The 23,962-nt window shown below is 70.5% G+C and carries 26 protein-coding genes and 2 pseudogenes; 14 read left to right on the top strand and 14 right to left on the bottom strand.

Annotated features, from left to right (window positions below; translation table 11 throughout):
* A partial coding sequence (locus tag BLW43_RS14465; protein WP_139284072.1) for an IS1634 family transposase occupies positions 1-1,186 on the top strand: 1,186 nt, incomplete at its 5' end.
* A gap of 78 nt (positions 1,187-1,264) precedes the next feature.
* On the opposite strand, the pseudogene BLW43_RS14470 reads toward BLW43_RS14465, so the two are convergent.
* Positions 1,265-1,720, bottom strand: a pseudogene (locus BLW43_RS14470) (IS6 family transposase); the annotation flags it as partial.
* On the opposite strand from BLW43_RS14470, the pseudogene BLW43_RS23975 reads away from it, so the two are divergent.
* A pseudogene (locus tag BLW43_RS23975) lies at positions 1,677-1,829 on the top strand (integrase core domain-containing protein); the annotation flags it as partial. The pseudogenes BLW43_RS14470 and BLW43_RS23975 sit on opposite strands and share 44 nt — an antisense overlap.
* An 80-nt stretch (positions 1,830-1,909) precedes the next feature.
* On the opposite strand, the gene mtgA reads toward BLW43_RS23975, so the two are convergent.
* Positions 1,910-2,647, bottom strand: coding sequence for a monofunctional biosynthetic peptidoglycan transglycosylase (gene mtgA / locus BLW43_RS14480; protein ID WP_245731058.1), 738 nt, complete (start codon positions 2,645-2,647; stop codon positions 1,910-1,912).
* A gap of 89 nt (positions 2,648-2,736) precedes the next feature.
* Here mtgA and BLW43_RS14485 point away from each other — a divergent pair, with 89 nt between their 5' ends.
* The 3 genes from BLW43_RS14485 (at position 2,737) to BLW43_RS14495 (ending at position 5,707) form a co-directional block, all read left to right on the top strand.
* Positions 2,737-4,128 (top strand): cytochrome P450, encoded by a 1,392-nt coding sequence (locus BLW43_RS14485; protein WP_093254540.1) that lies wholly within the window; start codon positions 2,737-2,739, stop codon positions 4,126-4,128.
* Positions 4,129-4,215: 87 nt separating this feature from the next.
* On the top strand, positions 4,216-4,734 hold the full coding sequence (locus BLW43_RS14490) for a DUF1523 family protein (RefSeq protein ID WP_175478928.1): 519 nt from the start codon (positions 4,216-4,218) through the stop codon (positions 4,732-4,734).
* The gene (locus tag BLW43_RS14495) at positions 4,727-5,707 is read left to right on the top strand and encodes an amidoligase family protein (protein ID WP_093254543.1); all 981 of its coding nucleotides are present in this window, start codon (positions 4,727-4,729) and stop codon (positions 5,705-5,707) included. Before BLW43_RS14490 ends, BLW43_RS14495 begins: the two co-directional genes overlap by 8 nt.
* 65 nt (positions 5,708-5,772) lie before the next feature.
* Here the strand turns inward: BLW43_RS14495 and BLW43_RS14500 are convergent, their stop codons facing one another.
* The 12 genes from BLW43_RS14500 to BLW43_RS14555 form a co-directional block, all read right to left on the bottom strand.
* The gene (locus tag BLW43_RS14500) at positions 5,773-6,258 is read right to left on the bottom strand and encodes a DUF302 domain-containing protein (RefSeq protein ID WP_139284074.1); all 486 of its coding nucleotides are present in this window, start codon (positions 6,256-6,258) and stop codon (positions 5,773-5,775) included.
* On the bottom strand, positions 6,222-7,481 hold the full coding sequence (locus tag BLW43_RS14505; RefSeq protein WP_093254545.1) for an NAD(P)/FAD-dependent oxidoreductase: 1,260 nt from the start codon (positions 7,479-7,481) through the stop codon (positions 6,222-6,224). The genes BLW43_RS14500 and BLW43_RS14505 overlap by 37 nt, the downstream gene beginning before the upstream one ends.
* Before the next feature lie 73 nt (positions 7,482-7,554).
* Positions 7,555-8,256, bottom strand: coding sequence for a c-type cytochrome (locus tag BLW43_RS14510; RefSeq protein ID WP_093254546.1), 702 nt, complete (start codon positions 8,254-8,256; stop codon positions 7,555-7,557).
* Positions 8,257-8,293: 37 nt separating this feature from the next.
* A complete protein-coding gene (locus BLW43_RS14515) occupies positions 8,294-8,959 on the bottom strand; it encodes a c-type cytochrome (RefSeq protein WP_093254548.1) in 666 nt (221 codons plus the stop codon).
* A complete protein-coding gene (gene soxC / locus BLW43_RS14520; protein ID WP_093254727.1) occupies positions 8,943-10,211 on the bottom strand; it encodes a sulfite dehydrogenase in 1,269 nt (422 codons plus the stop codon). Before soxC ends, BLW43_RS14515 begins: the two co-directional genes overlap by 17 nt.
* A gap of 38 nt (positions 10,212-10,249) precedes the next feature.
* Positions 10,250-11,935, bottom strand: coding sequence for a thiosulfohydrolase SoxB (soxB, locus tag BLW43_RS14525; RefSeq protein ID WP_093254549.1), 1,686 nt, complete (start codon positions 11,933-11,935; stop codon positions 10,250-10,252).
* Positions 11,936-12,017: 82 nt separating this feature from the next.
* Positions 12,018-12,866, bottom strand: coding sequence for a sulfur oxidation c-type cytochrome SoxA (gene soxA, locus BLW43_RS14530; RefSeq protein WP_093254551.1), 849 nt, complete (start codon positions 12,864-12,866; stop codon positions 12,018-12,020).
* A 31-nt stretch (positions 12,867-12,897) separates the two neighbouring features.
* Entirely contained in the window at positions 12,898-13,224 is a 327-nt protein-coding gene (gene soxZ, locus BLW43_RS14535) for a thiosulfate oxidation carrier complex protein SoxZ (RefSeq protein ID WP_093254552.1), read from the bottom strand.
* A gap of 25 nt (positions 13,225-13,249) precedes the next feature.
* A complete protein-coding gene (gene soxY / locus BLW43_RS14540) occupies positions 13,250-13,675 on the bottom strand; it encodes a thiosulfate oxidation carrier protein SoxY (protein ID WP_093254554.1) in 426 nt (141 codons plus the stop codon).
* 67 nt (positions 13,676-13,742) lie between these two features.
* The gene (gene soxX / locus BLW43_RS14545) at positions 13,743-14,207 is read right to left on the bottom strand and encodes a sulfur oxidation c-type cytochrome SoxX (RefSeq protein ID WP_093254556.1); all 465 of its coding nucleotides are present in this window, start codon (positions 14,205-14,207) and stop codon (positions 13,743-13,745) included.
* Positions 14,208-14,340: 133 nt separating this feature from the next.
* Entirely contained in the window at positions 14,341-14,922 is a 582-nt protein-coding gene (locus BLW43_RS14550; protein ID WP_093254557.1) for a SoxW family protein, read from the bottom strand.
* A gap of 11 nt (positions 14,923-14,933) precedes the next feature.
* Entirely contained in the window at positions 14,934-15,665 is a 732-nt protein-coding gene (locus BLW43_RS14555; RefSeq protein WP_093254559.1) for a cytochrome c biogenesis CcdA family protein, read from the bottom strand.
* Between the two features lie 76 nt (positions 15,666-15,741).
* Here BLW43_RS14555 and BLW43_RS14560 point away from each other — a divergent pair, with 76 nt between their 5' ends.
* From BLW43_RS14560 to BLW43_RS14600, 9 genes are all read left to right on the top strand, one after another.
* On the top strand, positions 15,742-16,128 hold the full coding sequence (locus tag BLW43_RS14560; protein ID WP_093254560.1) for a thioredoxin domain-containing protein: 387 nt from the start codon (positions 15,742-15,744) through the stop codon (positions 16,126-16,128).
* Positions 16,129-16,290: 162 nt separating this feature from the next.
* Complete coding sequence (locus tag BLW43_RS14565; protein ID WP_093254562.1) at positions 16,291-16,671, top strand: ArsR/SmtB family transcription factor; 381 nt, start codon at positions 16,291-16,293, stop codon at positions 16,669-16,671.
* A 39-nt stretch (positions 16,672-16,710) separates the two neighbouring features.
* Entirely contained in the window at positions 16,711-17,748 is a 1,038-nt protein-coding gene (locus BLW43_RS14570) for a YeeE/YedE family protein (protein ID WP_093254563.1), read from the top strand.
* Positions 17,749-17,759: 11 nt separating this feature from the next.
* On the top strand, positions 17,760-18,836 hold the full coding sequence (locus tag BLW43_RS14575) for a dipeptidase (protein WP_093254564.1): 1,077 nt from the start codon (positions 17,760-17,762) through the stop codon (positions 18,834-18,836).
* A gap of 96 nt (positions 18,837-18,932) precedes the next feature.
* Entirely contained in the window at positions 18,933-20,231 is a 1,299-nt protein-coding gene (locus BLW43_RS14580; RefSeq protein WP_093254566.1) for an extracellular solute-binding protein, read from the top strand.
* A gap of 119 nt (positions 20,232-20,350) precedes the next feature.
* Entirely contained in the window at positions 20,351-21,232 is an 882-nt protein-coding gene (locus tag BLW43_RS14585; protein ID WP_093254567.1) for an ABC transporter permease subunit, read from the top strand.
* Between the two features lie 130 nt (positions 21,233-21,362).
* Complete coding sequence (locus BLW43_RS14590; protein WP_245731066.1) at positions 21,363-22,151, top strand: ABC transporter permease subunit; 789 nt, start codon at positions 21,363-21,365, stop codon at positions 22,149-22,151.
* On the top strand, positions 22,148-23,221 hold the full coding sequence (gene ugpC, locus BLW43_RS14595) for a sn-glycerol-3-phosphate ABC transporter ATP-binding protein UgpC (protein WP_093254570.1): 1,074 nt from the start codon (positions 22,148-22,150) through the stop codon (positions 23,219-23,221). Before BLW43_RS14590 ends, ugpC begins: the two co-directional genes overlap by 4 nt.
* Positions 23,218-23,928 carry a DUF1868 domain-containing protein gene (locus BLW43_RS14600; protein WP_175478929.1) on the top strand — a complete coding sequence of 237 codons (711 nt, stop codon included), beginning with the start codon at positions 23,218-23,220 and terminating at the stop codon, positions 23,926-23,928. Before ugpC ends, BLW43_RS14600 begins: the two co-directional genes overlap by 4 nt.
* Positions 23,929-23,962: the final 34 nt, after the last annotated feature.

A 23,962-nucleotide genomic window follows, 5' to 3' on the forward strand; every position in this document is an offset into this window, starting at 1 on the left:
CGAGATGGAGCTCGCAAAGCAGATCCGCCCGCTCGTCGACCGCGATCTGGCGGTGGTGTTCTACGACCTGACCACCGTGCGCATCCACGGCGAGGCGGCTGTCGAGGACGACATCCGCGCCTACGGCATGAACAAGGAGCTGGGCGGCGTCGCGCGGCAGTTCGTGCTCGGCGTGGTGCAGACCGCCGAGGGCCTGCCGCTGATGCACACGGTTCACCCCGGAAACGTCGCCGAGACGAAGACCCTGCAGGCGATGCTCTCCACCGTGCTGCAGCGCTTCCCGGTCCAGCGCGTGATCCTGGTCGCCGACCGCGGCCTGCTCAGCCTCGACAACATCGGCGCGTTGACCGCGCTCGCCGACCAGGGCGGGCGCAGGCTGGAGTTCATCCTCGCCGTCCCCGCCCGGCGCTATGGCGAGCTGGTCGAGACCTTCCGCGACATCGCCTTCGACGCGGACGGTCCGGGGGCTGGGCTGGCCGAGGCCGCCTTCGCCGGCCATCGCCTGATCGTCGCGCACGACCCCCTGCGCGCCGCCGAGCAGGGCGACCGTCGCCGCGCCCGCATCGCCGAGCTCGAGGCCATGGCCGAGACGATGGTCACGAAACTCGACGCGCAGGACGCGGCGCGCGCGACGGAAGCCAAGGCCGCCCGCGGCCGCCGGGCGTCGGACCGCGGCGCCTACAGCCGCTTCACCCGCGCCGTCACTGATGCCGAACTCACCCGCTTCCTCAAGGCCGACTTCACCGCAGACCGCTTCAGCTGGTCGGTGGACGCCGACGCCCTCACTGAGGCCGAACTCTTCGACGGCAAGCTCGCATTGCTGACCAACGCCCCGGATCTGACGCCTGCCGACGCCGTCGCCCGCTACAAGGCGCTGGCCGATATCGAGCGCGGCTTCCGCGTCCTGAAAACCGACATCGAGATCGCTCCGGTCCACCACCGGCTGCCCGACCGCATCCGCGCCCATGCGCTGATCTGCTTCTTGGCCCTCACGCTCTACCGCGTCATGCGCATGCGCTTGAAGGCGAAGGGCCACAGCGCCAGCCCCCGCGCCGCCCTCGACATGCTCGCCCGCATCCAGAAGCACACCGCCCATATCGGCGAACGCACCTTCAACGGCACCAGCAAGACAACCCCGGAGCAGCTCGACCTCTTCGACGCCATGAGCCTTCCCAAGCCAGCCTGACGATCAGCGGTTGTGGCAAAAAGGCCAAACGCGGGTTCGCAATTTCAATCGCTTAGCAAATTTGTTGTCGAACTTGGGGGGCGCGATCTCGCGCTTGGCGGCCGCGTAGGAGCCCAGCCTATCGGCGACGATGCGCTTCAGCGCCGCGCAGGCGGCCTTCAGACGTTTTCGGACCAGCCGCTTGGCGGCTTTGCGATCGCGCCGCGACTGCAGGATTTCCTCAAGCACGACGCCATTCTCGTCGACGGCGCGCCAGAGCCAGAAGCGCCGGCCGCGGATCGCGACGTGGACTTCGTCGAGATGCCAGACCAGGCCTGGGCGATCCTGCCGGCGTCGAAGGCCGCGCGCGATCACGAACCCGAACTTGATGATCCACCGCCGCAGCGTCTCGTAGGACACCTCGACGCCGCGCGCGAGCAGCATCTCCTCGACAGCCCGCAGGCTGGGCGAGAAGCGCAGGTACAGCCAGACGGCGTGGAAGTTGATCGCCGGCAGGATGCGCGATGAGCTTCTCAACGAGACGCGGTTCTTCAGCCCCGACCATGCCCGCGCCGCCACGGCCCGATGGGTCGCCGACTGCAACCATCGCCGCCCGCATTCCGCGCTCGGCTACGGCACCCCGGCGGCCTACGCCGCCCAGCTCACCGCAACGGGCGATCGGCTCCGCGCAGCGGAAACGCTCCGCCGATCGCCCGTTGCTCCGTCGGCCCAGCAGGGCCAAAGTCACCGCCGGGCTCCAGCTTCAGCCGGATGAGAAGCGGGGGTCACAGAACCCAGAGTGCAGCGGTCCAGACCCTCGGCCCTGACCGTCTCGGCGCCGCCTGCCACCTGCCGGGCGCGTCGGGCGACGAACTCCGAAGGCCGGGCGGGGTTGCGCGTGCGCGGGCTGGGCAGAATGGCGGCGAGGCGCGCGGCCTCGGCGCGTGTGAGGTCGGCGGCGCCCTTGCCGAACCAGCGCCGCGCCGCGGCCTCCGCGCCGAACACGCCGGGGCCGAACTCGGCGACGTTTAGATACACCTCCATGATGCGGCGCTTGCCCCACAGAAGCTCGATGAGCGGGGTGAAGCCGGCCTCCAGCGCCTTGCGGCCCCAGTCGATCCAGCGCCGGTCGGACGCCGGCCAGAGAAACGCGTTCTTGGCGGTCTGCTGGGTGATGGTGGAGGCGCCGCGCATCCTGCCGCCTTCCTGCGCGTCCGCCAGCGCCGCGCGGATCGCCTCCAGGTCGAAGCCCCAATGGGCGCAGAACCGCGCATCCTCGGCCGCGATCACGGCGCGGGGCAGATGTGGCGAGATCGCCTCCAGCGCGCGCCACTCGCGCGATACGGCGCCCAGCCGCGCCCGCTCCATCTCGATCAGCAGCGTGGTCGGCGGCGGGGCCACGGCGTAGAGCGCGGCCCAGCCGAGCGTCAGGGCCGCAACCCAGAGCGCCAGCCGCAGGACGCGCCGCCTCAGCCGCCTCACGCGCGCGCCCCGTGCGGGGCGGGCTGAGGCGTTGCGCGACCGGGCTTCGCTGCTACCTTGCCCAGGGCGGCGAGACGGAGACCCCGGCAATGGCCATCGATGCGACGCGGCCGCCCCTGCCCGTGACGATCACGCCGCCACCGCGGCCGCTGGGGCTTTGGGGCGCCTTCCGCGCCGCGCGGCGCAACATCCTGGAGATCGTTCCCGAGCCAGCCTACCGCGAACCGGTCGTGAAGGGCGGCGGAGGCAGGCCGGGGCGGATGCTCCTGCATCCGCCGGCCATCGAGCATGTGCTGAAGGCGAAGGCGCGCGCCATGCCGCGCTCGGACGTGACGCTGCGGCTGCTGCGCCCCACGAAGGGCGAAAGCCTGTTCACCGCGCCCTGGGAGGAATGGCGCTGGCAGCATCGCGCCATCGCCCCCGTGTTCCAGCACCGCATGCTCCTCTCGCTCAGCCGCGCCATGACCGACAGCGCCGGCGCGACCGCGCGGCGCATCGCGGCCGCCGCGCCCGACGGCCCGGTAGACGTCTATCACGAGATGGTCGTGGCGACCTTCGACGTCATCAACGACGTCGCGCTTTCGGGCCGCGAGCGGCTGGACCGCGCGGCCGTGGCGCAGGGCGTGACGCGCTTCATCGAGACGGTGGCGCGGGTCTCGCTGCTCGACATCCTCGGCGCGCCGGAGTGGATCCCCCGTCCCGCGCGGCTGCTGACCGGCGGCGCGCGCCGGCTCGACGCCATGGTGGACGGGGTGATCGCCGAGCGTCTGGCGCGCCGCGCGGGGCGGCCCGCCGAGGACCCCGACCTGCTCGACATGCTGATCGAGGCGCGCGACCCCGAAAGCGGCCGGGCGCTCTCTCCGGTGGAGCTGCGCAACAACCTGCTCGCCTTCATCGTGGCGGGGCACGAGACCACCGCGCTGGCGCTGACCTGGGCGCTCTATCTGCTGGCGCTGCATCCCGAGGCGCAGGCGCGGGCGCGCACGGAGGCGCAGGGGGCGCTTTCCGGCGAAGCGGCGGTGGCCGAAGATCTGCCGGGGCTGCCCTACACGCGGCGCGTGATCGCCGAGGCGCTGCGCCTCTATCCGCCCGCCGGCTTCCTCGCCCGCACCGCCAAGGCGCCCGACCCGATGGACGTGGAGCATGGCGGCGGTCCGATCGCGCCGGGGGAGACGGTGATGATCCCGGTCTATGCGCTGCACCGCCACCGTCTGCTGTGGGAGAACCCCGACGCCTTCGACCCCGAGCGCTTCGCGCCCGAGGCTGTCGCCGCCCGCCACCGCTGCGCGTGGCTGCCCTTCGGCGCCGGCCCCCGCGTCTGCATCGGGATGAACTTCGCGCTGATGGAGGCCGCGATCATCCTCGCCTCGGTCCTGGCCCGGCTCGACTTCGCGCCGCCCGAGGGCTTCGCGCCGAGGCCCCGGATGATCCTGACGCTGCGCCCCGAGGGCGGCATGCCGCTGATCGCGCGGCGGATCTGACGCCGCAGCCCGCCGCATGGCGCATCGTAGGCGGTGCGCCGGGGAACGGTATCGCCTATGAAGGGTTCGATCATCGGAGGGTCCGGAATGGCTTATGTGAAATGGACGGCGCTCGCGCTCGTCGCTCTCGTCGTGGCGGCGTTCCTGCACTGGAGCCTGCCTTCGCGCGACATCGTGCGCATCCTCGGCACCGAGGTTGCGCGGAGCGACGCGGAGGTGAGCAACCAGGCGGGGCAGGAGGTCTCGCGCACGCGCGACATCCGCTTCATCAAGGCCGCGACCGCTGACGGCGCGCCGATGGTGTACCGCAACGAGGACACCGACTGGGGCTGGCCGCCCTATTTCAAGTTCGACACCGCCAACCTCGCGGCCGAGGCCGACAACCGCATCTCCACCGAGACCGAGCCGCGCTGGACGATCGTGACGCATTACGGCTGGCGCATCACCTGGCTCTCGACCTTCCCGAACGCCGTGTCGCTCTCCCCCGCGGAAGGGCCGGACCAGACGCTGATCCCCTGGTTCAACATCGTCGTGCTCGCGCTGCTGGCGGCGGCGGTCTTCTTCATCCGCCGCAAGGCGCTCGCGCTGCTGGGGCTGGATGACTGAGGCGATCGCCGCGCTCAGCCCACCCGAGAACGCCAAGGGCGAGACGCGCGGCGTCGGCGTCGAGATCGAGTTCAGCGGGCTGGACGTCGCGGCGGCGAGCCGCGCGGTCGCCGATGCGCTGGACGGCGAAATCGAGCAGGTCCACCACCAGCGCGCCCATGTCCACGCCGCGCAGGGCAGGTTCGTGGTGGAGCTCGACACCCGCTGGGCGGACCCCGACTATGTCGCCGAGCACGCCGCCGACCTCGACCCGGAGATCCGGCGGACGCTCGCGCGCGGGGTGAGCAGCGTCGCCGGCGCGGTGCTGTCGAGCGTCTTTCCGGTGGAGGTCGTCTGCCCGCCGATCCCGCACGACCGGCTGGGCGACCTCGCGCCGGTGATCGACCGGCTGGCGCGGGCCGGCGCGCTGGGCACGCGCCATTCGGCGTTCTCGGGCTTCGGGACGCACTTCAACGTCGAGGCCGCGCGGCTGACGGTGGACCACATCCTGCCGATCATGCAGGCCTACTGCCTGATGGACTTCAGCCTGCGCCGCGACGCGCGCATCGCGCTGATCCGCCGGATGCAGAGCTACATCCTGCCGTTTCCCGAGGCATACAAGCGCCACATCCTGGCGCAGGACTACCGGCCGCACCTGTCACGCTTCATGGACGACCACATGACGCTGAACCCCAGCCGCGACATGGAGCTCGACCTGCTGCCGCTGTTTGCGCACATCGACGCCGCGCGGGTTCGCGACGCGCTTCCCGACGAGAAGAACAGCGCGCGACCGACCTTCCACTGGCGCCTGCCAGACTGCCGCATCGACGAGCCCGGCTGGTCGCTGGCCGAGGACTGGGGCCGCTGGGCGCAGGTCGAGGCGCTGGCGGCGGACGGCGACCGCCTCGCCTCGCTCGCGGCGAGCTATCTGCGCGAGGGGCCGACGAGCGATTTCGCCGCGCGCGTCCGACGCTTCATCGACATGTTCGAATAGCCGCCGCGCGGCCCGGCCGCCGGCAGCGCTGGCCCCGAAAGCGCGCGCGGGGCGGGTCGCCCGGTTCAGTCGAGCCCCGCAGCCTCCCGCGCGATCTCGTCGAGCAGCGACTGCACAATCTGCATCGGCCCCTCGGGATAGGTCCGGTAGCCCACCGTCGTCGGCCCGTCCGGCCCCGCCGACGCGACATAGACGCCATAGGGGCAATGGGCGATGTTGGCCGGGTCGGCCTCCATGACCTGCCGCGACACCACCGCGGAGCAGAACACATAGACGTCGGCGGCCTCGAACAGCTTCACGTCCGAGCCGACATCGGCGCGCGTGCGCTCCAGCATCTCGCCGACATGGCTCACATGGTCGACGACAAGGCCGCGGCCGACGATCGCCTGCTCGACGGCGAAGGCGACGTCGTCAAAGGCGGCGTCGGTCTCATAGGAGACGCCGGTCTCCGCGGCGGCGGCCCCGGCCAGCCCCCCGCAGAAGCTCGCCGCCAGGGCCGCGGCCGCCGCCGCAGTCAGCCGAACATGTCGGCGGTGATGCCAGCATACCATCCCAGGCTCTCCTCATAGGTCTGCTTGCGCAGCGCGGCGTCCTCGCCGGTCTGGCTGATGAAACTGTCGACCGAGGCGATCTTCTCCCCGGTCGCCTCATAGCGGGCGCCGACCTTCACGCCGTCGTCCGTGGCGATCAGCGACCAGCAGGTGTTCGAATAGCGCGGCGGGAAGACCCTCGAGCCGGTCAGCCTCGCGCGCACCGCCATCGCCGCCGCCTTGGCCTGGCTGTTGGCCGAGAAGCCGGACTTCGGCATGTCGCCGGCGATCGCGGCGTCGCCAAGCACATGGACGTTCTCATCGAGCGCGCTCTGCATTGTGGCGGGGACGATCGGGCAGAAGCCGCTGTCGTCGGTCAGGCCCGCAGCCTCGGCGATGCGGCCGGCCTTCTGGGCCGGAATGACGTTGGCGACGTCCGCCTTGAAGCTGTCGAAGCCGGTCTCCACGGTCATGGCGGCGACGTCGATGCGCTGGACGCCTTCGGTGATCGAGGGCGGCAGCCAGTCGACCATGCCCGGATAGTGCTGCGCCCAGCCCTCCGAGAACAGCGCCTGCTTGGAGAAGCTCTTCTTGGTGTCGAGCACGATGATCTTGGCGGTCGGATTGATCTGCGTCAGCAGGTGGGCGGCCATCGAGACGCGCTCGTAGGGGCCGGGCGGGCAGCGGTAGGGGTTCGGGGGCGCGATCATCACGAACACGCCGCCTGGCCGCATCGCCTCGAGCTGGGCCTTCAGGAGCTGGGTCTGGCTGCCGCCCTTCCAGGCGTGCGGCATCGCGTTCTGGTGCTCGACGCCGTAGCCGGGGAGGCTGTCCCAGCGGAAATCGATGCCCGGCGCCACGGCGAGCGCGTCGTAGGCGATGTCGGGGCCGCTGGCGAGGCGCACGGTGCGCGCGTCCCGGTCGACGCCGGCGGCGGTGTCATGGACGACGTTGACGCCGCCCGTGGCGAGCCCGCCATAGCCGTGGCCGAGGCTGTCGTAGTCGCGAAACCCGCCGAGGTAGAGATTGGAGAAGAAGCAGGTGTAGTAGGTCCGCGTCGGCTCGATCAGCACGACGTCGACCGCGCCGCCGGCGTCCCTGGCGACATAGCGGGCCATGGTCGCCCCGCCCGCGCCGCCGCCGATCACGACGAGCCGCGGCCGCGCCTGCCCGATCGCCGCCGGCGCCGCCAGAGCGGCGGCTCCGGCCGCGGTCGCGCCGAGAAAACTCCTCCGGGTCTGCATGCGTTTCTCTCCCCATTCTGATCGTTGGCGGGAATCATGCCCCGCTTTTCATCCTGCGCGCCGCGTCATCCGGTCACGGCGCGGCGGGCTGTTGCGCATGCGTCGCGAAGAATGTCGCGAGCGACGCGATCTCCTCGTCGCCCAGCGTCGCGGCGATCAGCTGCATCGCCTGATTGGCGCGGAGCTTCGCGCGATAGCCGTGGAGCGCCGCCTTGAAGTCCTCCTCCGGCCAGCCGACGATCGAGGGAATGCCGGCGTCGGAGCCGTCGGCCTGATGGCAGGTGACGCACTCGCTCGCCAGATACTCGCCGTAGTCGCGGTCGCCCGCGACGCCGGCCAGCGCGGCGGGCAGGGTCGGCTCGGCGGTGGGCGGCGCTTCGGGAATGTCGCGCGGGCTGGCGCTGTAGCCGCGCAGGAAGGCGAGGAGATCCGCCCGTTCGGCGGGGTCCTTCATGCCGCGGTAGCTCATGCGGGTGCGGGTGACGAGCGCGCGCGGGTTGGCGATGTAGGCGTCGAGCGTCTCGGGCGTCCATTCCAGCCCGTCCGCGCCGGCGCGGATCATGTCCTTCGAGTAGGTGTAGCCGTCGAGCCCGGCCGCCCGACGGCCGAAGACGCCGTTCAGGTGCGGCCCGACGCGGTGGCGCGCCCCGTCTCCGACCATGTGGCAGCCCGAGCACTCGCTGAAGAGCGCGGCGCCGCGCTCGGGGTCCGCGGCGGGCGCAGGGGCGGCGGCGGGCAGTGCGAGGGAAAGCGCGAGAACCCCGTATCTCAGCATCCGCTGCGCGCCTCCCCCGGCTGTTTCGTCGGCGGCCTCAGTCGACCGTAATGCCGCTATCGTCTTCGCCATCGGGCGTCACGTCCAGAATGACGGCGCGCTTCGTGATCACGGCCTCCGCCTTGCAGTCGGTCATGCAGGGCTCGGCCTTCACGAAGATTGGCGTATCGGGACGCGGGTCGTCAAAGAAATTCGCTTCGTTCGGCATCCGAACTTCCGCAAAGTTCTCGTTGCTGAGCACGAACTCATCATCCGTCACCACGTCGTTCATGTAGAGAAGATAGGCAGTGATCGCATAGACGTCGTCATTGCTGAGGGACTGTGCGTAACCGAAGGGCATGGCGCGGCGGATGTAGTCGTAAACGGTGGAGAGGTAGGGCCAGTAGCTGCCGATCGTCTTCACCGGGCGGTCATGGGTCAGGGTGCCCTGGCCGCCGGCGAGCACCGGCCAGCGGTCGACGCCCTCGCCGAAGTCGCCATGGCACATCGCGCACTGTTCGGAGAACACCTGCTCGCCGTCGGAAACGCTGCCCGACCCCTCGGGCAGGCCGAGCCCGTCGGGCCGGATGTCGATGTCCCAGGCCGCAACCTCGGCGTGCGTCGCCTCGCGGCCGAGGCCCAGCCCGCCGGCGAGCGCGGGCGCCGCCGCCAGCAGCGCCGCCGCGCCCAGCGCAAGTCTGCGCATCTCAGGAAATCTCGACATTCTCCGCCCTCCCGTCGCTGTCCACGGCCCAGGTCTGGATCGCGTTGTTGTGGTAGATCGAGTTGACGCCGCGCACCGCGCGCAGGGCGTCCTTGGTGGGCTGGACGTAGCCCGCCGTGTCGATGGCGCGAGACTGGAGCAGCAGCGGCGCGCCGTCCCAGTCGAACTCGTGGTTGAAGCGGTGCATCGACTTGTCGAGCGACGGCCCCTCGATGCGCGCCTTCGTCCAGTTCACGCCGCCGTCGGTGGTGACGTGGACCTCGGCGACGCGGCCCCGGCCCGACCAAGCGACGCCCGATATCACCGTCGGGCCGCGCCCGTGGGTGATGGGCGCCTGCGGGCTGGGCGAGGTGATGACGGACTTCACGTCCATCTCCCAGGTGAAGCGCCGCGCCGTGCCGTCGGCCAGCAGGTCGGTGTATTTCGAGGTCTCCTCGCGGTGGTGCCAGGGGTGGTCGCCGACCTCGATACGGCGCAGCCACTTCACCCACATGTTGCCTTCCCAGCCGGGCACGACGAGGCGGGCAGGGTAGCCCTGCTCAGGCCGCAGGCGCTCGCCGTTCATGTGCGTGGCGATGAGGCAGTCGTCGAGGCACTTGTCGAGCGGGATCGAGCGCGTCATCCCCGCCGCGTCCGCGCCCTCGGCCAGCACCCAGGCGGCGGCGCCCTTCAGCCCCGCCTCCTCCAGCACCAGCCGCAGCGGCACGCCCGTGTACATGACGTTGTGGATCATGCCGTGGGTGTACTGGCAGCCGTTGAGCTGGGCGCCGCGCCACTCCATGCCCGAGTTCGCCGCGCATTCCAGGAAATGCGTCCGCGTCACGCGCGGGAAGCGCATGATGTCGGCCAGCGTGAACACGCTCTGGCGCCCGACAAGGCCGTTGACCATCAGCCGCCAGTCGCCCGGCGCAATGTGGGCGGCGCCGCCATGGTGGCGCTCGAAGCACAGGCCGTTGGGGGTGATGATGCCCTCCAGCTCGTGCAGCGGCGTGAAGTTGATCGAGCTGGTGGCGTCGGCGGTCAGCCAGGAGACGGTGCGCCGCACCACATGGGCCTCGTGCTCGGAGGGCATGCCGTAGGGCATGGCGTCCACCGGGTCGCCGAGGAACTGCGTCCAGGGCTGCGCGTCGAGATCGGTGATGAGGGGGTCGTCGGCCCGGGCGGCGCCGGCCGCGAGCGCCGCGCTCCCGAGGGCGACGCCGCCGGCCCCTCTGAGAAACGCCCGGCGCGAGGTGTGCGCGTCATCGGTCATGTCCATGCCTCCTTGCTGCGTGTCGAGCCGGGCGCGTCTCAGGCGCCCGTCACCTTCACGCTGTCGTTTTCCTGAAGCGTCACGCTGCCGACGCTGCGGATGTGCGCCTCCACCACGTCCCAGATCGGCGGGCCGTCGGTCCCCTCGTTGACCGAGGCCCAGCCCGCGACCGTGTAGCTGCGCGCCGGGTCGATCGGCTCGCCGCTCGCCAGATGCGTCATGTCGGTGATGCGCGAGCCCATCGGCGCGGAGACGTCGATGCGGTAGCCCATGCCGCCCACCCGCACCATGTCGCCGCCCTGCTGGTAGTAGGGGTCGGGGTTGAACAGGTTGTCGGCGACGTCCTCGAGGATGACGTGCAGCGTCTCGCCGGTCATCTCGGAGCGGTAGGCGGCCGGGTAGCTCATCGCAGTGGCGTTGTAGAGGTCTTCCTTGGTGATCCTGTCGCCGGGCAGCAGCGAGGGGCCCCAGCGGAAGCCGGGGCTGAGCGCGATCTCGGCGTCGCGCTCGGTCATCAGCGCCTGCAGGATCAGGTCGTCGAAGGTGCCGTTGAAGTTGCCGCGGCGGTAGAGCAGCGCCTCGGTCTCGCCCAGCACCTCGGAAAGCTCCGCCGCGAAGGGCGCGCGGTGGCCGGCGACGAGCGCCGCCATCTCCGGGTCTGGCGCGATCACGTCGGCGAAGATCGGGATGAGCCGGTGGCGCAGCGCCTTCACGCCCGAGGCGTCGGCGTCGATGTCCACCCGGCTGAGGAACTTGCCGTTGGAGCCCGAGGCGATCAGCGCCGTGTCGCCGACCATCAGCGGCTCGGGGAGGGCGTCATGGGTATGGCCGCACAGGATCACGTCGATGCCCGGCACGCGCGAGGCGAGCTTGCGGTCGACGTCGAAGCCGTTGTGGCTGAGCAGCACGACGACCGAGGCGCCCTCGGCGCGGACCTCCTCGACCACCTCCGCCATGCGCTCCTCGCGCACGCCGAAGGAGAGGTTGGGGAACATCCAGCGCGGGTTGGCGATGGGCAGGTAGGGGAAGGCCTGGCCGATGACCGCGACCTGCACGCCGCCGCGCTCGAACAGCTTGTAGGGCTCGTAGGCCGGCTCGTCCCACTCGGCGTCGTAGATGTTGGCGCCGAGGAACGGGAACGGCAGCGCGTCAACGATCTCGGTGACGCGGTCGATGCCGAGCGTGAACTCCCAGTGCGACGTCATCGCGTCCACGCCGAGCAGGTTCATGGCGTCCACCATGTCCTGCCCGTTCGTGCGCAGCGCGGTGAGGCTGCCCTGCCAGGTGTCGCCGCCGTCGAGCAGGATCGCGTCGGGCCGCTCGGCGCGCAGGCGCTTCACGACGGTCGCGATGCGGTCCATCCCGCCCATGCGCCCGTAGTCGCGGGCGAGCGCGGCGAAGTCGGCGGAGCTGAGCGCATAGGCCATGGGGCTGCGCGGCTCGATCCCGTAGAGCCGCAGGAAGTCCTCGCCGGTCACATGCGGGGGCTGGCCGGCTGCGGCGCCGACGCCGAGGTTGATCGACGGCTCGCGGAACCACACCGGCATGAGCTGCGCGTGCATGTCGGTGACGTGTATCAGCGAGACGTTCCCGCCGGCGGGGCCGCCGATCAGCGCCTCCTCGGTCATCCCCGAGAGGCCCTGGGCCAGCCCGCGCCCCGAGAGGGGGCCGATCAGCGCGCCGGCGGCGGCGATGGCGTGCGCGAATTCACGGCGCGAAAACATGGCTCGGCGCCCTCCTGTGGTTCATGGCGATGTGCGGTCTGCGTCGGGTGCGGCGCGGGGGAGCGTCCCCCGCGCCAGCGCGTCACTGCCTGACGGCCGGCGCCTCGATGTCGAGGCCCTCGCCGCGCCACGAGACGTAGAGCTCCAGCGCCACGAGTTCGTCGGAGCCGACCGCGTAGGGCTCGGCGCGGGTGTCCTGCACGCAGCCCTTGAGGCGTCGGTGGATCGAGCCGATGCCCTGCCATTTCAGGCGATAGGTCGGAAAGCCGTTGAGGTGGCCCTGGCTCAGGTGGTCGGCGCGCAGCATCATGCCGCTGTTGGCCTCGTGGCATGAGGCGCAGGCGAAATCGAGCTGCCCGGTGCGGGTGTAGTAGAGGTCGCGGCCCTTCTCGAACCATTCGGCCATCGGCCCGTCGGTCTGCACGTCCATCGGCATCCCGCGGGACTCCACGGCGATGGCGGCGGTCATGCCGAGCATCTGCTCGCTCTCCCACTTCCACGGCTCGGCGCCCTGGTGCTCCTTGCGCGACCAGTTGATCCACTGCTCCAGCGTCAGCGGACGGCCGGCCGCCTCGCTCCACTTCGGCATGTTCGCGCGCAGCCCGGCGAAGCCGTCGATGCCGCCGTGGCAGTCGGCGCAGGACTTGCCCGAAGCGCCGTCGGCCGCCTCCCACAGCTCGCGGCCGAGTTCGACGGCGAGGAAGGCCGGGTTGTCGAAGTCGTCGAGCTGGAGCGCGCGCGTCTCGTCGTTGCGGTAGTGCCAGCCCGAGATGAGCGTGTCGCCGATCGGGTTGTCGGCATGGGCCGACGCCGCGATCGTCTTGATGGCGACGCCGTCGATCTCCAGCGCGACATCGGTGTTGGGGTCGGCCAGCGCGGCGGCGCCGACGACCATCGCCGCCGCGCCGACGCCAAGGGCGTACCTGTTCATGGACGTGTCTCCTCCCCGGATCCGTCGCTTGTCACGCGACCGTAATCGTTTTTTCGTCGGTGTAGATGGAGCCGTCGTCGTCGACCCACTCGAAGGCCAGCACACCGGTCTCGGGAACCGTCATCTGGAACTCGAAGTAGGGGTTGGCGGAGACGGAGGGCTCCAGATCGCAGGCGAAGACCATCGCGCCGTTGAAGGTGGCGGTGAACTTGTTGATGATCTGTCGGGGGATCGTCGCGCCGTCCTTGTCCTTGCGCTGGCCCGACTCCATCGGGTGGCTGATCAGCGTCTTGATGCTGACCACCTCGCCGGCGCTGGCGGTCTTGGGGGCTTTCACGCGGGGCTTGATCGAGGCCATTTCTTTCGTTCTCCCTGATGCCGGCTCAGCCGCCGCAGCCGCCGATGGTGACTTTCACGGTGTTGGACGCCTGGCGGAACGAGCCGTCAGACATCTTCGCGACCGCGATCACGTCCTGCGTCCTGGCCAGCCGGATGCGCGTGGAGGCCATGGCGACGCCGAGCGGGCCGAAATGGAACGTGGCGACGCCCGGCGAGGGGTTGCCGGCGGCGAGCACGAGGATCGCGGCGGCGCCCTCGGCGGCGACCTCCACCGGCACGGTGCCGCCGTTCTCGGCGATCTCCGGCGTGGTGAGGGTCACGCCGCCCTCGCCGGGCGCGACGCCGCCGGTGAAGGCCATGACGGCCTCCTGCGCGGCGTCGGCGGTCGCGAAGGCCGGCAGGCCCGAGGCTGCGAAGGCGGCCGCGGCGGCGCCGGCGGCGAGCGCCTCTCGTCTGGTGAGCGTCTTCATTGGGCTCTCTCCCTTGGTGCGGCCGCGCCCGGCGTCGCTGGCTGGTGGGCGCGGCAGGGGCGTTCGGTCAATCGGTGAGCGTCTTGAGATAGGCGACGACGTCCTCGACCTGCTGCGCGTCGAGGATCGGCTTGCCGACCGATTCCTTCCGAACGATCTTCAGGCCGTCGATGCGGTAGAAGGCGGGCATGAAGGTCTGCTCGCCGAACACTTCCTTGGAGTTGACCACGATGGCGCGCAGCTCCGCCTCGCTGTAGCGCGCGCCCACGCCGTCGAGCGGCGGGGCGACGTCGCCCTGGAAGCTGATCTCGGGCAGCGCGGCGTTCTGGTGGCAGGTCATGCAGTTGCCGAGGCCGCGGTCGGCGTACCACGCCTTGCCGCGCTCCGCGTCTCCCGGCGCGTCGGCGACGGGCGTCTCGAGCGCGCCGTCGGCGATGGCGACGTCCGAGGGCGCGATCTCCGCCTGCGCGGCGGCGCCGGCGAGCAGCGCCGCGAGCGCGGCGGCGGCGAGCCTGGCTGTCTGGCTGGTCATGTGGTCCTCCCGAAAGCCTCTTTGGGCGAGTTTCTTGTCGTCACCATAGCAATCGCGTCGACCGGCGGGGTTGCGACACATCAACACATTCGCATTATCGAATATGTTGCGACTGCGAAGGGCGCGACGCCTCTCACAGCCTGCCCGCCGCGCGAAGCTCCTCGATGACGCGGGCGTGGTATTTCTGGAAATGCTCATCGCCATCGTAGCCTTTCTCGGCCACCCATCGGAACATGTTGAGCGTGGTCCACTTGCCGAAGGCGCCGGGCATGATCTCCACCGCCGCGTCGCGCACGGTGCCCGCCTCGGGCGCCGTCTCCGGCAGGAAGATCACCGTGGGCGTGAACGAGACCGCCCAGCGCCTTATCGCTTCGCGCTCGGTCAGGCTCTCGCCGTCGAGGTCGGTCACTTCCTCGTCGCCGAACATGTTGATCTGCACGACCATGAAATGCTCGGTGATGAAATCCGCCACCTCGGGGTCAGACAGCACCTCCGCGTGCAGCTGGGCGCAGTAGATGCAGCCTGCCTGCTCCACGATCAGCGCCAGCCGCTTGCCCTTTGCGGCCGCTTCGGCGATGTCTTCGGCGACATCCTTGAACGTGACTGCAAACCAGGGCTCGACGTGCAGCCCGTTCTCGTTGACCTCGGCGAGAGCCGGGGCGAGCGCGCCTCCGGCGAACAGGCCCAGCGCGGCGGCGAAGGCGATCGGTCTCATGGCGGCTCTCCTCACCCGGCGACCGGCACGAAGCCGATCATCCATCCCGAGATCACTGTGATCGAATTGGTCACGAACAGCAGGCCCGTGACGACCAGCGCCGCGCCCATGCCCTTCTCGACCAGTCCCATGTGGCGGCGGAACTTCCGCATCAGTCCCATGAACGGCCCGGCGAAGGCGGCGGCCAGCACGAAGGGCGCGCCGATCCCCAGCGCGTAGGCGCCGAGCAGCATCGCGCCCTGGGCGGCGGTCTCCTGCGCGCCGGCGGTGAACAGGATCGCCGCCAGCACCGGGCCGACGCAGGGCGTCCAGCCGAAGGCGAAGGCGAGCCCGACGAGATAGGCGCCGGCCAGCGTCGCAGGCTTGCGGTTCACCTCGACGCGCGCCTGCCGGTAGAGCAACGGGATGCGCAGGACGCCGAGAAAATGCAGCCCGAGCAGGAGGATCACGCCGCCGGCGATCCACCGCAGCACGTCGAAATACTGGGCGATGGTCTGGCCGACGGTCGAGGCCGTCGCGCCCATGGCGACGAACACGGTCGCGAAGCCCAGCGCGAAGGCCAGCGCCGCGAGCACCACGCGCCGGCGCGCGGACGCCTCGCCTCCCTGCGAATCGGTGAGCTCCTCAAGCGACACGCCCGCCAGAAAGCACAGGTAGGGCGGGACGATCGGCAGGATGCAGGGCGAGGCGAAGGACAGCAGCCCTGCGCCGGCCGCGCCCAGAAGCGTGACGTCAAACCCCATCGCGATTCCACCCAGGTTGCTTTATTTATATTCTTATTTGTGAATGTGTCTGCGACCGGGAAAGGAGTCAACGGCCATGGCTGTCAGCAGGGCAGGCGCCCTTGTCGCAGGCGTCGCGGCGCTTCTGGCGTCGGGCGCCGCGACGGCGGAGACGGGAGCAGGGGCGGGGAAGCTGCGCCTCCTGATGGTCGAGCAGCCGGGTTGCGAGTGGTGCGCGGCGTGGGACGCGGCCGTGGGGCCGGCCTATCCGCTCACCGAGGAGGGCCGCGCCGCGCCGCTGGAGCGCGTCGACATCCTTGCGGTGCGTGGGTTGGCGCTCGATCTCGACAGGCCCGCGCGCTACACGCCGACCTTCATCCTGCTGCGCGGCGATGCGGAGCTCGGCCGGATCGAGGGCTATCCCGGCGAGGACTTCTTCTGGGGCCTGCTCGGCCGGATGCTGGAGGAGGCCGGAGCGCGATGAGGCGGAGCGCGATGAGGCGTGGCGCGACAAGGCGGGGCGCCGCGCGTCCCGGCCCCGCGATCCGGCCCTGGCGCGCGCGGGCGGGATGAGTCGCCGCGCCATTGCCTTGCGGCTCCGGCGCCGTCTAACTGGCGCTCAGTTTCTTTGTGACAGTCTCACCGAATGGCTCCGCTCGACCCGACCGATGACGAGAAGGCGGAGCTTGCGCGGCTGATGGACATCGCGCGGGACGCCAGCGAATTTCTCAAGGTGTTCGCCCATGAGGGGCGGTTCCTGATCCTGTGCCACCTCGCCGGCGGCGAACGCTCGGTGACGGAGCTGGAAAGGCTCATCTCGCAGCGCCAGGCTGCGGTGAGCCAGCAGCTCGCTCGGCTGCGGCTGGAGGGCATCGTCGAGGCGCGGCGGGACGGCAAGGCGATCTACTACCGCCTCGCCGACGAGCGGGCGCTGCGCCTGATCGACATGGTGCTGCGGCTCTACGGCGCCGAGGGCGCGGAGGCTGCGGCGACGACGCTCGACGCATCGGTTGCGAAACGGCGATGAAAGTGGCTCCATGATCCGAACGGCGGGGAGGCCGGGAACATGGGCGAGACGGCGCTTGCAGCCTTGGCCGGGCTGGTCTGCGGGGCCGCGCTGGGCGCGGCGGCGCGACTGGCGCGCTATTGCGTGATGGGCGCCGTCGAGGACGCCGTCTATGGCGACAGCTTCGACCGCCTGCGGATGCTGGGCGTCTCGGCCGCGGTCGCCATCGCCGGCGCCTGGGCGCTGATCGCGCTCGGCGTGTTCGACCCCGCCGACACGCGCGCGGGGCGGCTCGGTCTCGCCCCCTCCGCGGCGGTGCTGGGCGGCGCGCTGTTCGGCTACGGCATGGCGCTGGTCGGCACCTGCGCCTTCGGCGCGCTGGCGCGGGTGGGCGGCGGCGACCTGCGCTCGCTCGCGGTGGTCTCCACCATCGGCGTGACCGCCTATGCGACCACCTCCGGCGTGCTGTCGCCGCTGCGCCTGTGGCTCTCGCCGCCAGGCGCGGCCGATCCCAGCCTCGCGACCACTATCGGCGGCTGGCTCTCGATGCCGCCGGCGCTGGCGGCATTCGTGCTGGCGCTCGCGCTCATGACGCTGTCGCTGCGCGGCGCGGGCGGCCGCCGGCGCCACATCGCCATATGGGGCGCCGTCGTCGGCGGCGCGGTGGCGCTCGGCTGGCTCGCAACGGCGCTGCTGGCGGGCGGCTTCGACGCCGTGCCGGTGGAGAGCCTCAGCTTCGCCGCGCCCACCGGCGAGACCATGCTCTACCTGATGACCGAGGCGCGGCTCGTCGCGCCGGGCTTCACGGTCGGCGGCGTGGTCGGCGTGGTCGCCGGCGCGGCGCTCGCCGCCGCCTGGCGCGGGGACAGCCGCTGGGAGACGAGCGACGACCCGCGCGAGCTGCGCCGCCAGCTCACCGGCGGCGCGCTGATGGGCGTCGGCGGCGCGCTGGCGCTCGGCTGCACCATCGGCCAGGGGCTGACGGCGCTCTCGGTGCTGAGCCCGATGGCGCCGGTGGTGATGCTCGCCATCCTCGTCGGCGCGCGCGCGGGGCTGTATGTGCTGGTCGAGGGCCTGCCCGCGGCCCGCAAACACTGAGGTCTCCCCGAATGGCTTCCGCCCCGGCTCCCGTCTTCGACGGGCACAACGACATGCTGCTGAGGCTATGGCGCGCGCGAGACTTCGACGCCCGCGCCTTCCTGGAGAGCGACGGGACGGGCCACATCGACCTCGCCCGCGCCCGCGCCGGCGGGCTTGTGGGCGGCTTCTTCGCGATCTACCCGCCCGACGACGCGCCGCCCTCGCCGGACGGCGCGCTGAACGGCGGCGACGACGGCGGCGTGGTCGATCATGCGCCGACCGGCCCCATTGCGCCCGACCACGCCCGCCGCGCCACGCTGGAGATGGCGGCCATCCTGCTGCGCCTCGCGCGCGCCCGCCCCGACGCCCTGCGCGTCTGCCGCGACGTCGCCGGGATCGAGGCGGCCGAAGCCGACGGCGCGCTCGCGGCGATCATGCATGTCGAGGGCGCGGAGGCGATCGGCCACGACCTGCTGGAACTGGAGACGCTGCACGCCGCCGGCCTGCGCTCGCTGGGGCCGGTCTGGTCGCGCCCCAACATCTTCGCGACCGGCGTGCCGTTCCGCTTCCCAGGCGACCCCGACGAGGGCGCCGGGCTCACCGACGCCGGCCGCGCGCTGGTGCGCGCCTGCGACGAACTGGGCGTCATGGTGGACCTGTCGCACCTGAATGCGGCGGGGTTCTGGGACGTGGCGCAAATCTCCGACCGGCCGCTGGTCGCGACGCACTCCAACGCCCACGCCTGCGCGCCGTCCTCGCGCAACCTCACCGACCGCCAGCTCGACGCCATCGCCGAGCGCGGCGGGGTGGTTGGGCTGAACTTCGCGGTGGGTTTTCTCAGGGCCGACGGTCGCCGGGTCTCGGCCACGCCGCTGGAGACGATGGTCCGCCATCTCGACCACCTGCTCGGGCGGCTGGGCGAGGGCGGCGTCGCGCTGGGGTCGGACTTCGACGGCGCGCTGATCCCGGCGGAGATCGGCGACGCGGCGGGCCTGCCGGCGCTGGTCTCGGCGATGCGCGCCGCGGGCTACGGCGAGACGCTGATCGCCCGCATCCGCCGCGACAACTGGCTCGATCTCCTGCGACGGACGCTCCCGGCCGTGTGAAGCTTTCCGCGGTTCATCAAACTGTCGCTCAACTGTCAGGCGTATTTCATGGGGTCGACCTAGCGTGCGTGCTTCGCATTCCCGAAGGGAGCACACATGATCCGCACCACCATCGCAGCGGGCGCCCTCGCGCTGACCGCCGCCGCCGCCCACGCCCAGACCGAAATCACCTGGTGGCACGCCATGGGCGGCGCGCTGGGCGAGGCGGTCAACGCCGTCGCCGAGCAGTTCAACGCCTCGCAGTCCGAGTACCGCATCGTGCCCAGCTACAAGGGCAACTACGAGGAGACGCTGACGGCGACCATCGCCGCCTTCCGCGCCGGCGAGCAGCCCAACGTCGTTCAGGTGTTCGACGCCGGCTCCGCGACGATCATCGGCGCCACCGGCGCGACGATCCCGGTCGAGGACCTGATGAACCAGAACGGCATTCCGTTCAACATCGAGGACTACATCGCCGGCGTGCGCTACTTCTATGCCGACGGGTCCGGCAAGATGGTCGGGATGCCGTTCAACTCGTCCTCGCCGATCATGTACTACAACGTGGCGGTGCTGAATGAGGCCGGCGTCACCCCGCCCAAGACCTGGGAAGAATTCCGCGACGTGACCGCGCCCGCCCTGAAGGCCGCCGGCTATGTGCCGCTCGCCCAGAGCCACACGCCCTGGATCTTCACCGAAAACTTCATGTCGCGCCACAACCTGCAGTTCGCGACCAACAGCAACGGCTATGACGGCGCCGAGGGCACGCAGCTGCTCGTCGACAACCCGGCGATCAAGGCGCACTTCACCGCGCTGAAGGACTGGTCGGACAACGGCCTCTACAAGTATTACGGTGCCGGCTGGGCCGACAACCAGACCCCGTTCGAGAACGGCGAAGTCGCGATCTGGCTCGGCTCCTCGGGTTCCTTCGGCGGCCTGAAGAAGTCGGTGGACTTCGAGTTCGACGCGACATTCCTGCCCTACTGGGAAGCCGTCACGCCCACCGGCTACAACACCTTCATCGGCGGCGCCGCGCTCTTCGCGATGGCCGGTCATCCGGCGGAGGAGAACAAGGCGGCCGCCGAGTTCTTCCGCTTCCTGAGCTCGCCCGAGGTCCAGTTCTTCTGGCACCGCGAGACCGGCTACGTGCCGATCACCGAGGCCGCTTACGAGCTTGGCAAGTCCGAGGGCTACTACGAGAGCACGCCGCTCGCCGAAGTCGGCATCCAGCAGCTGTCGCTGCCCGGCGGCGAGTGGACCAAGGGCTACCAGATGGGCTTCTATGTCCAGATCCGCGACGTGATGAACCGCGAATACGGCCGCATCTTCGCCGGCGAGACTACCGTCGACGAGGCGTTCCGCACCATCACCGAGGAAGGCGACCAGCTACTCGCCCGCTTCGCGCAGACTCAGGGCTGACCTGGGGCTGATCTAGGCCACGCAGCGAAGGGCCGGGCTCCGCGCCCGGCCCTTTCGCCGTTCGAAAGCACCGTCGCCGAGACGACCCGCGACGCTCCAACCCCGGTGAAGCGAGCCGCATGAAAAAGGTCCAGTTCTCAGGGATCGCCCCGCCGCTGCTGCTGATCGCGCCGCAGATGGCGATCGTCGTGATCTTCTTCCTGTGGCCGGCCGCCGAGGCCGTGCGCACCTCGTTCTTCATCCAGGATCCGTTCTTCGGCCGGGCGGTGTTCGTCGGGTTCGACAACTATGTGAACGCCGTGACGCGCTCGGACTATCTGCGCTCCGCCGCCTTCACCGGCGTCTTCGTCACCGCCATCTGCGCCATCTCGCTCGGGTTCGGCCTGCTGTTCGCCGTCTGCGCCGACGAAGTGCTGCGCGGCGAAGGCCCCTACAAGACGCTGCTGATGTGGGTCTACGCCATCGCGCCCCCGGTCGCCGGGCTGATCGGCGTGATGCTCTTCGACCAGCACATCGGCCCGCTGGTGGACTTCTTCGCCTTCTTCGGCTGGGAGCTTCAGACCGGCGTGGACTACTGGGACACCGCCTTCGCGATGACCGTCGTCGCGGCTTGGAAACAGATCCCCTACAATTTCATCTTCTTCCTCTCGGGGCTCCAGGGCATCCCGCGCTCGCTGCGCGAGGCCGCCGCGATCGACTGCCGCTCGCCCGCGCGCCGGTTCTGGACCGTGGTGTTCCCGCTGCTGGCCCCGACCTCGTTCTTCCTGCTGGTGATCAACATCACCTACGCCTTCTTCGAGACCTTCGGCGTCATCGACGTCATGCTGAAAGGCGAGCCGGGCAACAATCCGGTGTCGCTGGTCTACAAGGTCTATCTCGACGGCTTCCGCGGGCAGGATCTCGGCGGCTCCTCGGCGCAGTCGGTGATCCTGATGGTGGGGGTGATGCTGTTGACGGTGGTGCAGTTCCGCTTCATCGAAAGGCGGGTGCACTATGCCTGACGCGAGCTTCGACGCCGCCGCCGACGCGCCCAGCCCCGCCGCGAAGGGCGCCGCCCGCCGCGCGCCGGCGCTCCGCCTGCGCTGGTCGTCGGTGTTCAACCACGGCGTGCTGATCTTCGGCGTGTTCCTGATGATGGGGCCTGTCGTGATCGCCTTCACCTCGTCGACGTTCGACCCCATCGCCATCCACCGCGATGGGCTGAAGCTCGGCTGGGGCGGCGAATTCCTCAGCACCTACGACACCGTGCTGTTCGAGAAGTCGGGGTTCACGAAGGAGGTGAACGGCCTGCTGATGCTGTTCAACTCCATGGTGATGGGGCTGGGCTTCGCCATCGGCAAGGTCGTCGTGTCGATCCTGGCCGCCTACGCCATCGTGTATTTCCGATTCCGCGGCGCGACGGTCTGCTTCTGGGTCATCTTCTCCACGCTGCTCTTGCCGCTGGAGGTGCGCATCCTGCCCTCCTACGAAGTGGTGCAGAGCCTCGGTCTGCTGAACACCTACACCGGGCTGATCGTGCCGCTGATCGCCTCGGCCACCGGCACCTTCTTCTTCCGCCAGTTCTTCAAGTCTGTGCCGGAGGAGCTGCTGGAGGCCGCGCGCATCGACGGCGCGAACTGGTGGCGGTTTCTCGTGGACATCCTCGTGCCGCTCAGCCGAACGATGATCGCGGCGATCTTCATCATCATGTTCGTCGTGGGCTGGAACCAGTACCTGTGGCCGACGCTGATGACGACGGAGGAGGGCTACTTCACCATCGTCCGCGGCATCAAGCAGATCATGCAGGTGTGGATCGGCGCCAACATCCCCGCCTATAACGAGGCGCTGGCGCTCGCCGTGCTGGCGATGCTGCCCCCGGTCCTGATCGTGGTGATCTTCCAGCGCATGTTCATCAAGGGCCTCGTGGAGACCGAGAAATGACCCCCGCCGACGGTTCCCGGGGCGGCGTCCCCACCCTGGAGATCACCGGCGCCGTGAAGCGCTACGCCAACGGCCATCTCGCGGTGAAGGGCGTCGACCTGCACGCCGACGAGGGCGAGTTCGTCGTCTTCGTCGGCCCCTCGGGCTGCGGGAAATCCACCCTGCTGCGCATGATCGCGGGGCTGGAGAGCGTCACCGAGGGCGAAGTGCGGCTGAAGGGCCGCGTCGTCAACGATGTCGAGCCCGCCGACCGCGACATCGCCATGGTGTTCCAGAACTACGCGCTCTACCCGCACATGAGCGTCTACGACAACCTCGCCTACGGCCTGCGCAACCGGAAGATCCCGAAGCCCGAGATCGACCGCCGCGTGCGCGAGGCCGCCGAGATGCTGCAGATCGGCGAATACCTCGCCCGCAAGCCCGGCGCGCTCTCCGGCGGCCAGCGCCAGCGCGTCGCCATGGGCCGCTGCATCGTGCGCGACCCGGCGATCTTCCTGTTCGACGAGCCGCTTTCGAACCTCGACGCCAAGCTGCGCACCCAGATGCGGCTGGAGATAAGGCGGTTGCAGCGCCGGCTCGGCGTCGCCGCGGTCTACGTCACCCATGACCAGGTGGAGGCGATGACGCTGGCCGACCGCATCGTGGTGCTGAACGGCGGGCGGGTGGAGCAGATCGGCGCGCCGGTCGAGGTCTACAACGCGCCTGCCTCCACCTTCGTGGCGAGCTTCATCGGCGCGCCGGCGATGAACCTGTTTCCCGCCGAGGCCGAGGGCGGCGCGATCCGCGTCGACGGCGGCTCGGCGCCCGCGCCTGCCCGCGCCCGCGGCGCGGTGACGGCGGGGCTGCGGCCGGAGAAGGCGCGGCTCGTGCCCGCCGGCGGGGGCCTGCCGTTTACGGTGGAGACGGTGGAGGAGCTCGGCGCGACGCGGCTCGTCCACGGCCATGTCGGCGCGGCGTCCTTTGTCGTGTCGCTGGAGGCGGGCGTCTCGCCCCCCGGCGAGACCTGCGCGGTGACGGCGGATCCGGCGGACGTGCATCTGTTCGACCGCGGGAGCGGCGCGCGGCTGTGAGCTACGCGCAGACGGTCGCCGCCGCATCCGGCCCGCCTCGCTTTCTCGGCGAGCGTTTCGACGGTGGGGGCCGTCCGCTGCGGGCCTCGGGAAACACCGTCATCGCCAACCTGAACGAGGGCGCGCCGCTCGCGGCGCTGACCGCGGCGCGCGACGCGCTGGCGGCGACCGACGCGGGCCCCTGCTTCGCGTGGCTGCCGCCGTCCTCCTACCACATGACGCTCTATGACGGGCTGCTCCACGCCAGGCGTGAGCGCGGCTACTGGCCCACGGATCTCGCCATGGACGTGACCGACGCGGAGGCCGACGCCTTCATGCTGGCGCGGCTGGGCGCCTGCCCGCCGCCCGGAGAGCGGGCGTTCAGGATGATCCTGCTCGGGATCGAGGCCGGCCCCGGCGGCGGCGTCGGGGTCGCGATGGGCTGCGAGGACGCGGCGGAGGAGGCCCGGCTGCGCGGCTGGCGCGACCGGCTCGCCGAGGCGGCGGGGCTCGCCGCGCGGCCCGGCCATGCGGCCTATGCGTTCCACGTCACGCTGGCCTATGCGGTCGCCTGGGCTGACGCCGACGCCGCGCCCGCCTTCGACGCCGCGCTGGCGCAGGCGGGCGCGACGCTCGCCGCGCGGCTTCCGCTCGTGGAGGCGTGGCCGCCGCTCTACTGCCACTTCGCGGACATGACCCGCTTCGACACGGTGTGCGCGCTCGGTTGAGGCGCTGCGCCGGCCCCCGAGCCGGTGCCTTCCG

This window comes from Rubrimonas cliftonensis, assembly GCF_900107585.1.
Taxonomy (GTDB): domain Bacteria; phylum Pseudomonadota; class Alphaproteobacteria; order Rhodobacterales; family Rhodobacteraceae; genus Rubrimonas; species Rubrimonas cliftonensis.

Bases quoted from the DNA above. Each gene is read 5' to 3' on its own strand.
- BLW43_RS14560 (WP_093254560.1), top strand. From the start codon at position 15,742: ATGGCTGTCAGCAGGGCAGGCGCCCTTGTCGCAGGCGTCGCGGCGCTT.
- BLW43_RS14490 (WP_175478928.1), top strand. From the start codon at position 4,216: ATGGCTTATGTGAAATGGACGGCGCTCGCGCTCGTCGCTCTCGTCGTG.
- BLW43_RS14550 (WP_093254557.1), bottom strand. From the start codon at position 14,922: ATGAGACCGATCGCCTTCGCCGCCGCGCTGGGCCTGTTCGCCGGAGGC.
- ugpC (WP_093254570.1), top strand. From the start codon at position 22,148: ATGACCCCCGCCGACGGTTCCCGGGGCGGCGTCCCCACCCTGGAGATC.
- BLW43_RS14485 (WP_093254540.1), top strand. From the start codon at position 2,737: ATGGCCATCGATGCGACGCGGCCGCCCCTGCCCGTGACGATCACGCCG.
- BLW43_RS14555 (WP_093254559.1), bottom strand. From the start codon at position 15,665: ATGGGGTTTGACGTCACGCTTCTGGGCGCGGCCGGCGCAGGGCTGCTG.
- BLW43_RS14495 (WP_093254543.1), top strand. From the start codon at position 4,727: ATGACTGAGGCGATCGCCGCGCTCAGCCCACCCGAGAACGCCAAGGGC.
- BLW43_RS14570 (WP_093254563.1), top strand. From the start codon at position 16,711: ATGGGCGAGACGGCGCTTGCAGCCTTGGCCGGGCTGGTCTGCGGGGCC.
- soxZ (WP_093254552.1), bottom strand. From the start codon at position 13,224: ATGGCCTCGATCAAGCCCCGCGTGAAAGCCCCCAAGACCGCCAGCGCC.
- BLW43_RS14500 (WP_139284074.1), bottom strand. From the start codon at position 6,258: ATGGTATGCTGGCATCACCGCCGACATGTTCGGCTGACTGCGGCGGCG.
- soxX (WP_093254556.1), bottom strand. From the start codon at position 14,207: ATGACCAGCCAGACAGCCAGGCTCGCCGCCGCCGCGCTCGCGGCGCTG.
- BLW43_RS14510 (WP_093254546.1), bottom strand. From the start codon at position 8,256: ATGCTGAGATACGGGGTTCTCGCGCTTTCCCTCGCACTGCCCGCCGCC.
- soxB (WP_093254549.1), bottom strand. From the start codon at position 11,935: ATGTTTTCGCGCCGTGAATTCGCGCACGCCATCGCCGCCGCCGGCGCG.
- BLW43_RS14580 (WP_093254566.1), top strand. From the start codon at position 18,933: ATGATCCGCACCACCATCGCAGCGGGCGCCCTCGCGCTGACCGCCGCC.
- BLW43_RS14585 (WP_093254567.1), top strand. From the start codon at position 20,351: ATGAAAAAGGTCCAGTTCTCAGGGATCGCCCCGCCGCTGCTGCTGATC.
- BLW43_RS14590 (WP_245731066.1), top strand. From the start codon at position 21,363: ATGATGGGGCCTGTCGTGATCGCCTTCACCTCGTCGACGTTCGACCCC.
- soxA (WP_093254551.1), bottom strand. From the start codon at position 12,866: ATGAACAGGTACGCCCTTGGCGTCGGCGCGGCGGCGATGGTCGTCGGC.
- BLW43_RS14565 (WP_093254562.1), top strand. From the start codon at position 16,291: ATGGCTCCGCTCGACCCGACCGATGACGAGAAGGCGGAGCTTGCGCGG.
- soxC (WP_093254727.1), bottom strand. From the start codon at position 10,211: ATGACCGATGACGCGCACACCTCGCGCCGGGCGTTTCTCAGAGGGGCC.
- BLW43_RS14505 (WP_093254545.1), bottom strand. From the start codon at position 7,481: ATGCAGACCCGGAGGAGTTTTCTCGGCGCGACCGCGGCCGGAGCCGCC.
- BLW43_RS14575 (WP_093254564.1), top strand. From the start codon at position 17,760: ATGGCTTCCGCCCCGGCTCCCGTCTTCGACGGGCACAACGACATGCTG.
- BLW43_RS14515 (WP_093254548.1), bottom strand. From the start codon at position 8,959: ATGTCGAGATTTCCTGAGATGCGCAGACTTGCGCTGGGCGCGGCGGCG.
- soxY (WP_093254554.1), bottom strand. From the start codon at position 13,675: ATGAAGACGCTCACCAGACGAGAGGCGCTCGCCGCCGGCGCCGCCGCG.